The organism is Actinomadura sp. NPDC000600, from assembly GCF_040492135.1.
Classification (GTDB): Bacteria; Actinomycetota; Actinomycetes; order Streptosporangiales; family Streptosporangiaceae; genus Spirillospora.
The window spans coordinates 1-14,263 of record NZ_JBEUPD010000071.1; the positions used below are offsets into that span (position 1 = coordinate 1).

Annotated in this window: 11 protein-coding genes and 1 pseudogene; 2 read left to right on the forward strand and 10 right to left on the reverse strand. The window is 73.3% G+C overall.

Translation table 11 applies throughout. The features are described from left to right. Together ABWI07_RS42990 and ABWI07_RS42995 are read left to right on the forward strand one after the other, a co-directional pair. Nucleotides 1-190 (forward strand): annotated as a pseudogene (locus ABWI07_RS42990) (glycerol kinase); the annotation flags it as partial. Nucleotides 191-356: 166 nt separating this feature from the next. Next, nucleotides 357-2,021: a glycerol-3-phosphate dehydrogenase/oxidase gene (locus ABWI07_RS42995; protein ID WP_502912909.1), complete on the forward strand. Its 1,665-nt coding sequence runs from the start codon at nt 357-359 to the stop codon at nt 2,019-2,021. A gap of 27 nt (nt 2,022-2,048) precedes the next feature. On the opposite strand, the gene ABWI07_RS43000 is transcribed toward ABWI07_RS42995, so the two are convergent. The 10 genes from ABWI07_RS43000 to ABWI07_RS43045 form a co-directional block, all read right to left on the reverse strand. Next, nucleotides 2,049-2,864, reverse strand: a complete 816-nt coding sequence (locus tag ABWI07_RS43000) for an HTD2 family dehydratase (RefSeq protein WP_200842405.1) — start codon at nt 2,862-2,864, stop codon at nt 2,049-2,051. A gap of 11 nt (nt 2,865-2,875) precedes the next feature. Beyond that, nucleotides 2,876-3,853 (reverse strand): SDR family NAD(P)-dependent oxidoreductase, encoded by a 978-nt coding sequence (locus ABWI07_RS43005; protein WP_353822071.1) that lies wholly within the window; start codon nt 3,851-3,853, stop codon nt 2,876-2,878. A gap of 34 nt (nt 3,854-3,887) precedes the next feature. After that, nucleotides 3,888-5,054, reverse strand: coding sequence for an NADH:flavin oxidoreductase (locus ABWI07_RS43010; protein ID WP_353822072.1), 1,167 nt, complete (start codon nt 5,052-5,054; stop codon nt 3,888-3,890). A 209-nt stretch (nt 5,055-5,263) separates the two neighbouring features. Continuing rightward, entirely contained in the window at nt 5,264-6,418 is a 1,155-nt protein-coding gene (locus tag ABWI07_RS43015) for an acetyl-CoA C-acetyltransferase (protein ID WP_353822073.1), read from the reverse strand. A gap of 24 nt (nt 6,419-6,442) precedes the next feature. Beyond that, on the reverse strand, nt 6,443-7,060 hold the full coding sequence (locus ABWI07_RS43020; RefSeq protein WP_149264440.1) for a TetR/AcrR family transcriptional regulator: 618 nt from the start codon (nt 7,058-7,060) through the stop codon (nt 6,443-6,445). A gap of 26 nt (nt 7,061-7,086) precedes the next feature. Next, nucleotides 7,087-7,866: an SDR family oxidoreductase gene (locus ABWI07_RS43025; protein ID WP_353822074.1), complete on the reverse strand. Its 780-nt coding sequence runs from the start codon at nt 7,864-7,866 to the stop codon at nt 7,087-7,089. Next, complete coding sequence (locus ABWI07_RS43030) at nt 7,863-9,101, reverse strand: acyl-CoA dehydrogenase family protein (RefSeq protein ID WP_353822075.1); 1,239 nt, start codon at nt 9,099-9,101, stop codon at nt 7,863-7,865. Before ABWI07_RS43030 ends, ABWI07_RS43025 begins: the two co-directional genes overlap by 4 nt. A gap of 24 nt (nt 9,102-9,125) precedes the next feature. Then, nucleotides 9,126-10,424, reverse strand: a complete 1,299-nt coding sequence (locus tag ABWI07_RS43035) for a glycosyltransferase (protein ID WP_353822076.1) — start codon at nt 10,422-10,424, stop codon at nt 9,126-9,128. After that, entirely contained in the window at nt 10,408-13,320 is a 2,913-nt protein-coding gene (locus tag ABWI07_RS43040; RefSeq protein WP_353822077.1) for a bifunctional glycosyltransferase/CDP-glycerol:glycerophosphate glycerophosphotransferase, read from the reverse strand. Before ABWI07_RS43040 ends, ABWI07_RS43035 begins: the two co-directional genes overlap by 17 nt. 225 nt (nt 13,321-13,545) lie before the next feature. Continuing rightward, nucleotides 13,546-14,220: a CHAP domain-containing protein gene (locus ABWI07_RS43045; protein ID WP_353822078.1), complete on the reverse strand. Its 675-nt coding sequence runs from the start codon at nt 14,218-14,220 to the stop codon at nt 13,546-13,548. Nucleotides 14,221-14,263 lie beyond the last annotated feature (43 nt).

Below are 14,263 nucleotides of genomic sequence, written 5' to 3' on the forward strand. Positions count from 1 at the left end.
CGCCCTCGGCGCCGCCTACGCCGCCGGCCTCGCCGTCGGATTCTGGAACACCACCGACGAACTCCGCCAGAACTGGAACGAGGACAAACGCTGGCAGCCCACCTGGGACGACGACAAGCGCCAGCAGGGGTACGCGGCCTGGAAGAAGGCCGTCGACCGGACCCTCGACTGGGTCGACCTGGGCGACTGAGCACGGGGGCGCCGCTCGGCCCCTCACCACGGGGGCCGAGCGGCACCTGACGCTCACCGCACTTCGCCGGGAAGCGGCGGGCCGTTGGTCCGGAGGTCCTCCGGGCGACGGCCCGCCGCAACCCGCCCGCACGACACTCGACCTGACCTCTCTTCGGGAGCATGCAGTGACATCCGTAGCCCTCGGCCCGCGGTACCGCGAGGACACCCTGCGCGACCTGGCGGAGACCGAGTTCGACGTCGTGGTCGTCGGAGGCGGCATCGTCGGCGCCGGCGCGGCGCTCGACGCGATCTCGCGGGGCCTGTCCGTCGCCCTCGTGGAGGCGCGGGACTGGGCGGCCGGCACGTCCAGCCGGTCCAGCAAGCTGATCCACGGCGGGCTGCGCTACCTCGAACAGCGCGACTTCGCGCTGGTCAGGGAGGCGCTGCGGGAGCGCGGCCTGCTCCTCCAGCGGCTCGCGCCGCACCTGGTCCGCCCCGTCCGGTTCCTCTACCCGCTGCGCAACCGGGTCTGGGAGCGGGCGTACGTCAGCGCGGGCGTGACCCTGTACGACTCGATGGGCGGCGCCCGGTCGCTGCCCCGGCACCGCCAGCTCACGCGGCGGGCCGCCCTGCGGGAGGCCCCCGCCCTGCGGTCGGACGCGCTGGTCGGCGCCGTCCAGTACTACGACGCGCAGGTCGACGACGCCCGCTACACGATGATGGTCGCCCGCACCGCGGCCCAGTACGGGGCGAAGGTGGCCACCCGCGCCGAGGTGACGGGGTTCCTGCGCGAGGGCGAGCGGGTCACCGGCGTCCACGTCCTGGACCTGGAGGGGAACCGGGAGATCGCCGTGCGGGCCCGGAGCGTGGTGTGCGCGACCGGGGTGTGGACGGACGGCGCCCAGGCGATGACCGGCTCGCGGGCCGCGTTCGGCGTGCGGGCGTCCAAGGGCGTCCACCTGGTCGTGCCCCGCGACCGGATCCCCATGGGCACCGGGCTGATCACGCGGACGTCCAAGAGCGTCCTGTTCATCATCCCGTGGGGGCGGCACTGGCTCGTCGGCACCACCGACACCCCGCACGACCACGGCCCCGACGGGCCCGTCGCCGAGCACACCGACATCGGCTACCTCCTGGAGCAGGCGAACGCCGTGCTGCGGACGCCGCTCACGCACGACGACATCGAGGGCGTCTACGCGGGGCTGCGGCCGCTGCTGTCCGGCGAGATGGACGACACCACGCGGCTGTCGCGCGAGCACGCCGTCGCCGAGCCGGTGCCCGGCCTCGTCGTGGTCACCGGCGGGAAGTTCACCACCTACCGCGTGATGGCGCGGGACGCGGTCGACGTCGTCGCCGAGGGCCTCGACGACTCGGTTCCCGCATCGGTCACCGGCCGGCTGCCGATCCTCGGCGCCACCGGGTACGAGGTGCTGTGGAACGAGCGGCGCCGGCTCGCCGCCGAGTCCGGCCTGCACGTCGCGCGGATCGAGCACCTGCTGCACCGGTACGGTTCGTGCGCCCGGGAGGTCCTCGCCCTGGTCGCGGACGACCCGGCGCTCGGCGCCGCCGTCCCCGGCGCCGAGGACTACCTGTGCGCCGAGGCCGTCTACGCGGTGACGCACGAGGGGGCGCTGCACCTGGAGGACGTCCTCTCGCGGCGGCTGCGCATCTCGATCGAGGAGTGGGACGGCGGCGTCGCCGCGGCGGCCCGCGTCGCCGAACTCATCGCACCCTGGCTGGGCTGGGACGACGAGCGGGTGAGCGGCGAGGTGAAGCGGTACGTCCAGCAGGTCGCGGCGGAGCGCCGCGGCGGCCCGGCGGTCGAGGAGGCGCCGGTCCCCGCCGCCTAGGGCGAAGCCACCGCACGTAGGTGCCGCCTACGCGAAGGTGGCGGTCATCGCCGTGACGTCGCCCGGCGCATGGATCGCGAGGGCGCCGTCCGGGGATCCGGCCGCCGCGAACGGCTGCCTCGCGTAGACGGGCCGGCGGGCGCGGAACGACAGTTCGCGCACCTTCAGGCCCGCCCGGCGCGGCAGCTCCAGGCAGAGGATCGCGAGCAGCGGCCCGTGGACGACGAGGCCGGCGTGCCCCTCCGCCTCGGTCGCGTACGCCTCGTCGTAGTGGATGCGATGGGCGTTGTAGGTGAGGGCGCTGAAGCGGAACAGCATGACCGGGTCGGCGGCCGTCCTCAGCGTCCACGGCGCGTCCACGTCCGGCGCCTCGAACACCGCCCGCTCCGGACGGGACGCCGTGTCGCCGCTGCGGTAGACGAGATCCTGCTCCTCGACCGCGATCTCGGCGCCGTCCCGCACGAAGGTGTGCCGGACGGTCACGAACAGCATCTCCCCGCTGCGCCCCTGCTTCACGGCGGTGGAGGCGAGCTCCGCCCGGCGCGTGACGGCGTCCCCGACGCGAAGCGGCTCGCGGATCCGGAACCGCCCGCCCGCGAACATGCGGCGCCGGTCGGGCATCGGCGGGAGGAACCGCCCTTCGCGCGGATGCCCGTCCGGGCCCAGCTCGCGCTGCGCGGGCCGTTCGAGGAAGTGCAGCCACTGCCAGAGGGGCGGCAGCTCCTCCCCCGGCGGCTCGACATCGAGTACCCCGGCCAGGGCCGCCGCCGGCCCGGCGCCGATGACCTCGGTCGTCTCCTGCGGTTCCGGCGCCCACCCCGCGATGTCGATCACGGGCCCCATCGTCGCAGGCGCTACGCGAACGCGTTCACCCCGGTCAGCTCCGCCGACAGCGCCCACAGCCGCCGGGCCTGCTCCGGGTCGACCGCGTAGGAGCGCACGCCTCTGGAGGGGGCGCCGCTCCGGCCGCGCTGCACGGGCAGGTCGTCCGGGACCTGTTCGGCGATGTCGCAGTCCTCGCAGTACACGCCGCCCATTCCGGCCAGCCGCGGCGAGGTGGCAGCCCACACCGCCGTCGCCGCGCCCTGCTCCGGCGTCTTGAACCCCTGGCCGATCTCGTTCCCGTCCTCGTCGATCCAGCCGTTCGCCACCTTCTCCTCCATGGGGATGTGGCGCTGGAGGGGCGTCAGGATGCTCCCGGGGTGGAGCGAGAAGGCCCGCACCTCGTCCTTGGCGAGCGCGTCCAGGTGGACGGCGAACAGCACGTTGGCCGTCTTCGCCTGCCCGTACGCCTCCCATTTGTCGTAGCCGTGCTCGAACTGGACGTCGTCCCAGCGGATCGGGGAGAAGTGGTGGCCGCGCGACGACACCGCGACGACCCGGGCGCCTGGCCTGACGGCCGGCCACAGGCGGTTCACCAGCGCGAAGTGCCCCAGATGGTTGGTGGCGAACTGCGCCTCCCAGCCCGGCCCCACCCGCGTCTCCGGGCAGGCCATCACCGCCGCGTTGTCGATCAGGATGTCGATGCCGCGCCCGGACGCGAGGAACCGCTCCGCGAACCCGCGCACGCTCTCCAGATCGGCCAGGTCCAGCTCGTCGACCTCGACGCCGTCGATGCCGCCGACGGCCTCCTTCGCCGCGCCCGGCCGCCGCGCCGGAACCACCACGCGCGCCCCCGCGCCCGCCAGCGCCCGCGTCGTCTCCAGCCCGAGGCCCGAGTAGCCCCCGGTGACGACGGCGAGCCTGCCCGACAGGTCGACGCCCTCAAGGACGTCCCCGGCCGTGCTCTCGAATCCGAACCCCGAACCGATCGGGTGCTGTGGTGTGGTCATGCCCCCGAAACTAGGAGCTGGAGCACACTCCAGGTCAATTCGGCTCCGGGACGAGCGGGCAGTGGGTGCCCTTGTAGACCGTCGGGACGCACCGGTTGCAGTGGATGCACAGCGACGGCGTGGACGGGTCGGCGGCGATCCGGTTCACGAGGTCCGGTTCGCGGAGCAGGGCGCGGGCCATCGCGACGAACTCGAAGCCCTCCGCCATCGCGGTGTCCATGGCCGCGCGGTCGGTGATGCCGCCCAGCAGGATCAGCGGCAGATCGAGTTCGGCGCGGAACCTGCGGGCGTGCTCCAGCAGGTAGGCGTCCTTGTAGGGGTAGGTGCGCAGGAACCGCTTGCCGAACATCCGCAGGCCGATCCTCATGGGCGGCTTGTAGCTGGCCGCGAACTCCGGGATGGGCATCTCGCCGCGGAAGAGGTACATCGGGTTGAGCAGGGAGCTGCCGGCGGTCAGCTCCAGCGCGTCGACGGTGCCCTCGTCCTGGAGCCTGCGCGCGACGTAGAGGCTGTCGTCGATCTCCAGGCCGCCGCGCACGCCGTCGCGCATGTTGAGCTTGCCGGTGATCGCGATGCGGTCGCCGACCTCGTCCCGGACGGCGCGGGCGATGCCGAGCGCGACCTTGGCCCGGTTCTCGACCGGCCCGCCGAAGCCGTCCTTGCGCCGGTTGAGGCGGGGGCTGAGGAACGAGCTGGCCAGGTAGTTGTGCCCGAAATGGATCTCGACGGCGTCGAAGCCGGACTCGATCGCGAGCCTGGCCGCCCCGGCGTGGGCGCGGGTGATGCGCTCGATGTCCTCGGCCGTGGCCACCTTGGTGAAGGCCATGCCGAGCGGGTTGAAGAACCGTCCGGCCGAGATCGCGGGCAGGCGGGTGGAGCTCGCGTCGGCGACCGGGCCGGCGTGCCCGATCTGCGCGGACGCGGCGGCCCCCTCCGCGTGGACGGCGTCGGTGAGGCGCCGCAGCCCGGGCACGGCCTCCGGCCGCATCCAGATCTGCCGCCCCTCGGTCCGCCCCTCGGGCGCGACGGCGCAGTAGGCGACCGTGGTCATGCCCACTCCCCCGGCGGCCGGCCGCCGGTGGTACTCGATCAGGTCGTCCGTCACGAGCGCGTCGGGCGTCATCCCCTCGAACGTGGCCGCCTTGATCACCCGGTTCCGCAACGTCAACGGCCCGAGCCGCGCCGACTCGAAAACCTCCACGATCCGTCTCCTCACCTACTGATTCGGAACACCGGCCACGACCGCGGGTCGGGCGGCCGGAAGGCGCTCTAAGCGCCTGGAGGTCGCCCGACCCGCCGAGCCGGGCGACCGCAGCGCCGCGAACGAACCCGCACGGGCTCAGAAACCCGCACGGTGGCGTGAGGATCGCCCGGCTCGCAACGGGGGTTCCAGGGGGGCGCCCCCCTGGGCTAGCACTTCTCAAGGATCGTGACGTTGGCCTGGCCGCCGCCTTCGCACATGGTCTGGAGGCCGTAGCGGCCTCCGGTGCGGTCGAGCTCGTGCAGGAGGGTGGTCATCAGCCGGGCGCCGGTGGCGCCGAGCGGGTGGCCGAGGGCGATGGCGCCGCCGTTGGGGTTGGTCGTCGCCGGGTCGGCGCCGGTCTCCTTGAGCCAGGCGAGCACGACGGACGCGAACGCCTCGTTGATCTCGACGGCGTCGATGTCGGCGATCGTCATCCCGGTCTTCTTCAGCGCGTACGCGGTGGCGGGGATGGGCGCGGACAGCATCCGGATGGGGTCCTCGCCGCGCGCGGAGATGTGGTGGATGCGGGCGCGGGGGGTGAGGCCGTGGTCCCTGACGGCCTGCTCGGAGGCGATGAGCAGCGCGGCGGCGCCGTCGGAGATCTGCGACGAGACGGCCGCGGTGAGCCGGCCGCCCTCCACGAGCGTCTTCAGGCCCGCCATCTTCTCCAGGGTGGTGTCGCGGCGCGGGCCCTCGTCGGCGGCGACGCCCTCCAGGGGGGCGATCTCGCGCTCGAAGCGGCCCTCGTCGATGGCGCGGATGGCGCGCTGGTGCGACTCGTAGGCGAAGGCCTCCATCTCCTCGCGGGAGATGTCCCAGTCGCGGGCGATCATCTCGGCGCCGTTGAACTGCGACACCTCCGTGTCGCCGTAGCGGCGCGTCCAGCCCGCGGAGCCCGCGAAGGGGCCCTCGGTGAAGCCGAGCGGGGCCGCGGCGGTCATCGCCGAGCCGATCGGGATCTGCGACATGTTCTGCACGCCGCCCGCGACGACCAGGTCCGAGGTTCCGGACAGCACGGCCTGCGCGGCGAAGTGGACGGCCTGCTGGGACGAGCCGCACTGCCGGTCGACCGTGACGCCGGGGACCTCCTCGGGGAGGCCGGCGGCGAGCCAGCAGGTGCGGGCGATGTCGCCCGCCTGCGGGCCGAGGGTGTCGACGCAGCCGAAGACCACGTCCTCCACGGCGGCCGGGTCGATCTCCGTCCGGTCCATGAGCGCGGTCAGCACGTGCGCGCCGAGGTCGGCGGGGTGCACACCGGCGAGCCCGCCGTTGCGGCGCCCGACCGGGGCGCGGACCGCGTCGACGATGTATGCCTCGGCCATGGGGTGTCTCCTTCGTACGGGGGCCTAGCTCGCCTGGATCCCTTCGAGGAACATGGCGAGGTACTGCTTGGCGATGTCGTCGGCGGACAGGCGCCCGCCGTGCTGGTACCAGTTGGCCGCGACCCAGACGGTGTCGCGGATGAACCGGTAGATGAGGGTCCGGTCGAGGTCGGCGCGGAACGCGCCCTCCTTGACGCCGCGGTCCAGCAGGGACAGCCACATCTCCTCGAACCGGCGCTGGGAGTCCAGGAGGTAGTGGAACCGCTCGCTCGTCGCGAGGTGCTTGGACTCGTTCTGGTAGAGCACGACGGCGGGGCGGTGCTTGTCGATCGAGCGGAACGACTCGACGACGATCGCCTCCAGGGTGTCGCGCGCGCTGAGGCCCGCGCTCAGGACGCGGTCGTAGGCGGTCCACATGTCGTCCAGGAAGGTCGACAGGATCTCGTCGGCCATCGACTCCTTGGAGTCGAAGTGGTAGTAGAGGCTGCCGCCGAGGATCCCGGCGGCGTCGGCCACCTTCCGGACGGTGGTGGCGGAGTACCCCTGGGAGGCGAACACCTCGGCGGCCGTGGCGAGCAGCTCGGCCCGCCGCCCCGCGCGGGCGGCGGCGGTGCCCTCGGCGTCGCGCCGTCGTGGACTCATGTGCTCTTCCTCATGTGCCGGTGTTCCTATGCGTGCTGGGAGGAGACGGAGACGACCTCCCCCGTCATGTACGACGAGTAGTCGCTGGCCAGGAAGACGATAACGTTGGCCACCTCCCACGGCTCGGCGTAGCGGCCGAACGCCTCCCGGCGGGTCAGCTCCTCCAGCAGCTCCTCGGACGTCACCTTGACCAGGTGGGGGTGCATGGCGAGCGACGGGGAGACCGCGTTGACCCGGACGCCGAACTCGGCGGCCTCCAGGGCGGAGCAGCGGGTGAGCGCCATGACGCCGGCCTTGGCGGCGGCGTAGTGCGACTGGCCCTTCTGCGCCCGCCAGCCGATCACCGAGGCGTTGTTGACGATGACGCCGGAGCCCTGGTCCCGCATGAGGCGCAGGGCGGCGCGGGTGCAGCGCATCGTGCCGGTGAGGGTGATGTCGAGGACGCGTCCCCACTGCTCGTCGGTCATGTCGACGAGGTCCGCCGTCCCGCCGAGGCCGGCGTTGTTGACCGCGACGTCGACGCGCCCGAACCGCTCCACGGCCGCGCCGTAGAGGGCCTGCACCTGCTCCTCGGAGGTGACGTCGCAGGGCAGCGAGGCGACCCGGTCGGCGCCGAACTCCTTCGCCAGCTCCTCCGCCGTCGCGGCGAGCCGGCGCTCGTGCGCGTCGGAGACGAGGACGCGGGCGCCCTCCTCCAGGCAGCGGCGGGCCGTGGCGCCGCCGATCCCGGCGCCGGCCGCCGCGGTGATCACGACGGCGCGGCCGGCGAGCAGCCCGTGCCCGGGGACGTAGGGGGGCGGGGTCATTCGCGTGCCTTTCTGTCGGCGGCCGGTTCACGGGGCAGGCCGAGGACGCGCTCGGCGATGATGTTGCGCTGGATCTCGTTCGACCCGGCGTAGATCGTGTCGGAGCGGGAGAACAGGAACAGCCGCTGCCAGTCGTTCAGGTCGTAGGGCTGCGCCTCCGCGGACCCGCCGTCCGGGCCCGCGCCCGGCGCCCCGTCGGCGACGAGGCCGGCGGCGCCGAGGACGTCCATGGCCAGTTCGCCGAGCTCGCGGTGCCAGGTGCCCCAGACGAGCTTGGAGATCGACGACTCGGGGCCGGGCGCGCCCGCCGCGACGCCCGCCATGGTGCGCACCGCGTTCAGCCTCATGATCTCCAGGCCCATGTACGACCTGGTCAGCCGGTCGCGCAGCAGGGGGTCGTCGATGGCGCCGGTGCGCCGGGCGAGGTCGGCGACGCCCTCGAACTCGCGCCGGAACCCGACCTGCTGGCCGAGGGTCGCGACGCCGCGCTCGAACCCGAGCGTCGCCATCGCGATCTTCCAGCCGTCGCCGGGCGCTCCGACGATGTCGCCCGCGTCGGTCCGAGCGCCGTCGAAGAACACCTCGTTGAACTCGGAGGTGCCGGTGAGCTGGACGATCGGCCGGATGTCCACGCCGTCCTGCCGCATCGGGACGAGCAGGTACGACAACCCTTTGTGCCGGGACGAGCCGGGCTCGGTGCGGCACACCACGAAGCACCAGTCGGCTTCGAGGGCCAGCGACGTCCATACCTTCTGGCCGTTGACCAGCCAGTGGTCGCCGGCGAGCTCGGCGCGGGTCTGCACGTTGGCGAGGTCGGACCCCGCGTCGGGCTCGGAGTACCCCTGGCACCACAGCTCCCGCACCGCCACGATCGGCGGCAGGAAGCGGGCGCGCTGCTCGTCGGTGCCGAACGCGATGATCGTGGGGCCGAGCAGGTTCTCGCCGATGTGGTTGACCCGGGCGGGGCCATCGGCGAGCGCGTACTCCTCGTGGAAGATCACCTGCTGCTCGACGGTGGCGCCGCGCCCGCCGTACTCGCGGGGCCAGCCGACGCACGTCCAGCCGGCGGCGGCCATGTGCCGCTCCCAGGCCAGCCGCTCCTCGAACGCCTCGTGCTCGCGGCCGGGCCCGCCGAGCCCGCGGGCGTGCGCGAACTCGCCCGACAGGTTGTCCTGGAGCCAGTCGCGGACCTCGGCGCGGAAGGCCCGGTCCGCGGGGGACTCGTTCTGCTTCACGCCGCAAACTCTACCAAACAGTTGTTAGAAAGAATCACCCCCCAGGGCGGGTTCGGCCCCCCGCGTCGCGATCCGCCCCGGAACGGGGGACGCGGCACGGCCCGGCGCGCGGGCCGGCGCGGGGGCCGGCGCACGGGTCGGCGCGGGATCCGGCGCGGTGGCCGGGAGCTCGCGGTGGAGCAGGTCGAACAGCCGGTCCCAGCGGGCGAGGACGGTGTCCGGTTGGAACCGCAGCACCGACGCGCGGGCCTCGGCGCCGAGCGCGCGGCGCAGGTCCGGGTCCCCGATGAGCCGGTCGAGCGCGGCGGCGAACGCGGCGATGTCGCCCGGCCCGGCCAGCAGACCGTCCCGCCCGTCCTCGATCAGGACCCGGACGCCCGGCGCGCAGTCGAACGCCACCGTGGGCAGCCCGTACGCCATGGCCTCCAGCACCGACATCGGGAACCCCTCGGCCCGCGAGGGCAGCGCGAACACCGAAGCCTCGACCAGCGCCTCCTCGACGTCGGACACCGCGCCTCGGAACTCGACGGAGCGGGACAGCCCGGCGGCATCCGCCTGGGCCCGCAGGTCCGCCTCGTCCGGGCCGGTGCCGTAGATGTGCAGCCGCCACCCCGGATGCCGTCCCGCGACGCGCTCCCATGCCTCCAGCATCAGGTCCACGCCCTTCTCGTAGGACAGGCGGCCGACGCAGGCGACGACGGGCAGGTCCAGCGTGGGGTGGACGCCGGGCGTGACGTGCAGCGCGTTCGGGATGTGGTCGACGTTGGTCATTCCGTCCCTGGCCCAGGCGTCGGCGTCCTCGGCCGTGAGCACCAGCATCCGGTCGGCCCAGGGGTAGTGCTCCTTGACCCGCCGGTACCGCGAGGACGCGCGGGTCGCCTGGTACGACTCGTGGCTCATCGCCACCACGCGCAGCCCGGAGGTGTCGGCCAGCCGCACCCACTCCATCGCCCACACCTGCGCCGCGATCACGACCGCTCCCGGTCTCGCGGCGGCGAACAGCTCCGACAGCCGCGCCGCGCCGCGCCGCTGGACGGCCGTCCGCCACAGGTCGCGGGCCCGCGCCACCGGATCGAGCCGCCGCAGGGCCTTCCGCGGACGCCACGCCATGACGGGCGCGCGCCACTCCCCGTGCAGCACCTCGACGGCATAGGAGCCGTCGCGGCCGTGGTGGTACGGCTCCGGCCCGCGCGTGATCCCGACGAGGGTGACGCGGTCGCCGCGCCCGGCCAGCAGCCGCGCCATGTGGTGCGCCCAGCGCTGGAGGCCGCCCATGTCGTCGGCGTTGTTGCACACGATGAAGACGTCACGCGGCGCGGCCATGGCGCTCCCTCCTCCTGCTCGGCGGCCCCCTCCTGCCGGGCGGCGCGGCCGGGAAGTAGCGGTCCGCCACCGTCCTGGCGGCGGCGCCGCGGTCGTGCTCGCCGAAGCGCGCGGCGAACGCCCGGCGCCGCGCGGCGTACTCGGCCTCGGCGGCGTCCAGGCCCGCGAGCGCGGCGACGAGCTCGTCCTCGGTGCGGGTGATCGGCCCGGGGGCGTGCCGCTCCAGGTCGAAGTAGCCGGTGGCGAGGTCCCGGTCCTCCGGCAGGTGCAGCACGATCGGCCGGTCGAGCAGCGCGAAGTCGAACATGATCGAGGAGTGGTCGGTGACGAGCGCGTCCGCGAGCAGCATCAGCGGCGTCACGTCGGGCACCGCGCCGACGTCCCGCATGACCTCGCGGGCGCCGGGCGGCACGTTGGCCCGGCACAGGTAGTGCGGCCGGACGAGCAGCACGAACTCCTCCCCCAGCTCCCGCGCGAAGACGGCGGGATCCACGGGCGGGTCCAGCAGCCGGATCCGCCGCCCCTTCGGCCCGGTGGCGTACGTCGGGGCGTACAGGACGGCGCGGCGCCCGTCGTCCAGGCCGAGCGAGTCCCGCAGTTCCGCGACCTCGGCGGCCAGCTCCGGATCGCCGTCCACCCCGTTGACCAGGGGGTCGTTGCGTGGGTAGCCCGCCGGAAGCAGCTCGGAGCGGACGCCGAGGCCGTTGCACAGCGTCTCGGCGTCGTGCCCGGAGCGCACCAGGAAGCAGTCGAACCGCTCGACCATCCGCCGCAGCCGCGCCTGGTCGGAGGCCGGGCCCGACTTCAGCCGCGGCTGGTCCATGCCCATCAGCTTGAACGCCGAGCCGTGCCAGGTCTGGATGTAGGTGGTCTCGGGACGCTTGCGCAGCCCGTCCGGGAAGCCCTGGTCGTCGATCCAGTACCGGGCCCGCGCGAGCGCCAGGTAGTACGCCCATGATCCGCGCTTGACGAGCCGGGCGTCGTCCGGGAACCCCTTGGGGGACGACGCGTACGACCACACCGCCTCCACCGGGCGGCCGGACCTGCGCAGCTCCCGGTAGACGTACTTGGGGTTGCCCGAGTAGTGGCGGCCGAGTTGGCTCTCGAAGACCGCCTGGCCGGTCCGGACGGGCAGCCGGCTCAGCACCCGGTTGAATACGACGATCTTGGTGTTGCGGGCGGTCAGCGTCCGGCGCACCGAGGTGCCGAGCCCCTGCGCCCGGTACCTGGCCAGCCGTCCCGGGCGGGACCGGGCGGCGCGGCGCGCGACGGCCCGGGCGAGCCTCGCCCACGGGCTCCCCGTCTCCAGGGCGAACGCCAGGTGCCCTCCCTCGGTGACGTACGAGCGGAGCCGATCCCCGGCGAACCGCGTCAGCCGGGGCCGGACGGGCAGCGCGGCACCGCCGAGCGGCGGCGACCCGCGTCCCTCGCCGAGCCGGGTGACCATCTCCTCGCCGTCCACCCGGATGCGCAGCCGGGCGTCCCAGACGGGGTCGATGAGCCCGTACGGGCGGATCTTCCGGGCGGGATCGAACTCGGCCCGCCAGGTGAGCCGGTCGCCCTCGTGCCGGACGGACGCGCGGACCCGCGCCCTCCTGGAGCGGCGGCGCCGGTCGGAGAACTCCAGCGTCCCGGTCAGCTCGGCTTCCGGCGGGATCCGCCCCAGCGGGTTCAGCACGTAGCCGGCCATGAGCACGCGGTCACCGCGCGTCTCCAGCCGCGTGACGGTGTTCGCCGGGCGCAGTTCCCGGAGGGGCCGCAGGTGGAAGCCGAAGCCGGTGACGTCCAGGACGCGGCGGCCGATCCGGCCTCGCGGGCGCCCGGCGCCCCAGTAGACGCGCCCGTCCCGCTCCACGAGGCGGGCGCGCAGCTCCGGGCGCTTGGCCGGGTCATACTCGGCGGCGGCGAGCGCTCCCGTGTGGTCGCCCTCGCGGACCAGGTGCGCGGCGATCGCGGGCATCGGGTTGGCCTCCTCGAAGACCCGCGGGTCCAGTTCGGCCAGGTAGGCGGCGGCCAGGTCGAGGAAGCGCGCCTGGAGGGCTGGGTCGCGTCCGCGCAGCTCCCGCAGGTACAGCACGAGGTCGTGGTTGACGAACTTGACGTCCTTGGCCCGCTGCAGGTCGTAGGCGCCGCGCAGCGCGAAGAGCATGTCGATGCGGCGGTGGATCTCCAGCCGGTCGGCGAAGTTGGCCAGCTCGGCTCGCCGGTTGGAGATCGACGGATCCGGCGTCCGCTCCTTGACGAGCCAGTTGTAGACGCGGTGCGGGATCAGGGCGGTCCGTCCGGCCTCAAGGTACGCCTCGGCGGTGAAGAGCAGGTCCTCGTAGTGCAGCCGCTCGACGAACCGCAGCCCGTGCTCCTCCAGGAAGCCGCGCCGGTACGCCTTGTTGGTCGAAAGGGTGTCGTACAGGAGATCGGGGTTCTCGCTCAGCGACTCGTGGACGGCGCTGTGCCGGTACAGCCACGGATACCAGGGGCGGACCCGCCCCTTCGCGCCCCTCGGCACGTCGAGGAAGATCCGGTCGCAGAGCCCCGAGACCATGTCGGCGCCGGTGTCCTCGGCGGCGGCGAGCAGGTTGAGGCAGGCGTGCCGGTCCAGCAGGTCGTCGCTGTCGAGGAACATCAGGTACCGGCCGGTGGACGCCTCGATCCCGGTGTTGCGGGGACGGCCGCAGCCGCCGGAGTTGACCGGCAGGTGGACGGCCCGGACCCGCCCGGGGTGGGCCGCGGCGAGCCGGTCGGCGGCCTCGCCCGTGCCGTCGGTGCTCGCGTCGTCGACGATCAGCGTCTCGACGCCGCCCAGCGACTGCGCCAGCGTCGAGGCCACCGCCCTCGGGAGCCGGCGCGCGTCGTTGTAGGCGATCACCACGACGCTGACATCCGGGCGCGCCGCCATGGGCATCCCCCTCCGCAGACTCCGGCGTGCTGGATTCCTTTCCAGGAACGCCGCACTGAGGTCCAAGAGGGATCAAAGGCTGTCAACGCTTGGCATTACCCACCGTCCCCGGAGACATTGGGCACAACACCCGGAACCCCAGAAGGCGCCCGGCCGTGCGGCCGGGCGCCTTCTGGGGAGGGGCGCCTCCGGGAGGAACGGGCGCCTTCGTGGACCGTGGTCGGGTCAGCGGGCGTAGTCGGGGTAGCCGAAGCCGACGACCTGCGACTTGTCGCGGACCTTCTCCTTCACCGCGTTGTCGGTGTTGCCCTCGATCGTGGTGATCTTGCCGTTGCCGTTGTCCTTGACGACGATGCCGACGTGGTCGATGTCGCCGATGCCGGCCTTCGAGCCGTCCTGCCAGTCGAAGAACACCACGGAGCCCGGCTTGGCGGTGTGGCCCCAGCGGCCGGTCTCCTTGAACCAGTTGGCGTGCTGGACGGTGTAGGCGTCCCAGCCCATGTTCTTGACGCCGGTCTGGGCGCCGAGCCAGGACACGAACATGTTGCACCACTGGGCGCCGTTGTACTCCTTGACCGAGAAGCCGCCGTCGCGCTTGGCGGTCTCCTTGGCGTGCGGAGTCGAGACGTACCACCTGTGGTACTTGGTCATGCCGCCCTTGCCCTCGTGCACGCCGACCTGCTTCTTCGCGAGCTTGATGACCTCGGCGGGCTTGACGGCGTGCGGGGGGACCTTGAACCCCTCGCGGCGCGCCTCGGCGGCGGCGGAGGCCCGCTCGGCCTTCACCGTCTTGGCGCTGGAGGAGGCGTGGGAGGCGGTGCCCTGCTCGGCGACCGCCGCCGCGGCGGCGGGGGTCTCGGCCGACCACCAGCACACGCCGATGGGGTATATCAACCACAACCCCAAACCCCCCACCATGAAAGCCAAAACCACAAATAAGACG

Bases quoted from the DNA above. Each gene is read 5' to 3' on its own strand.
- ABWI07_RS43000 (WP_200842405.1), bottom strand. From the start codon at position 2,864: ATGGGGCCCGTGATCGACATCGCGGGGTGGGCGCCGGAACCGCAGGAG.
- ABWI07_RS43005 (WP_353822071.1), bottom strand. From the start codon at position 3,853: ATGACCACACCACAGCACCCGATCGGTTCGGGGTTCGGATTCGAGAGC.
- ABWI07_RS43015 (WP_353822073.1), bottom strand. From the start codon at position 6,418: ATGGCCGAGGCATACATCGTCGACGCGGTCCGCGCCCCGGTCGGGCGC.
- ABWI07_RS43020 (WP_149264440.1), bottom strand. From the start codon at position 7,060: ATGAGTCCACGACGGCGCGACGCCGAGGGCACCGCCGCCGCCCGCGCG.
- ABWI07_RS43025 (WP_353822074.1), bottom strand. From the start codon at position 7,866: ATGACCCCGCCCCCCTACGTCCCCGGGCACGGGCTGCTCGCCGGCCGC.
- ABWI07_RS43035 (WP_353822076.1), bottom strand. From the start codon at position 10,424: ATGGCCGCGCCGCGTGACGTCTTCATCGTGTGCAACAACGCCGACGAC.
- ABWI07_RS43040 (WP_353822077.1), bottom strand. From the start codon at position 13,320: ATGGCGGCGCGCCCGGATGTCAGCGTCGTGGTGATCGCCTACAACGAC.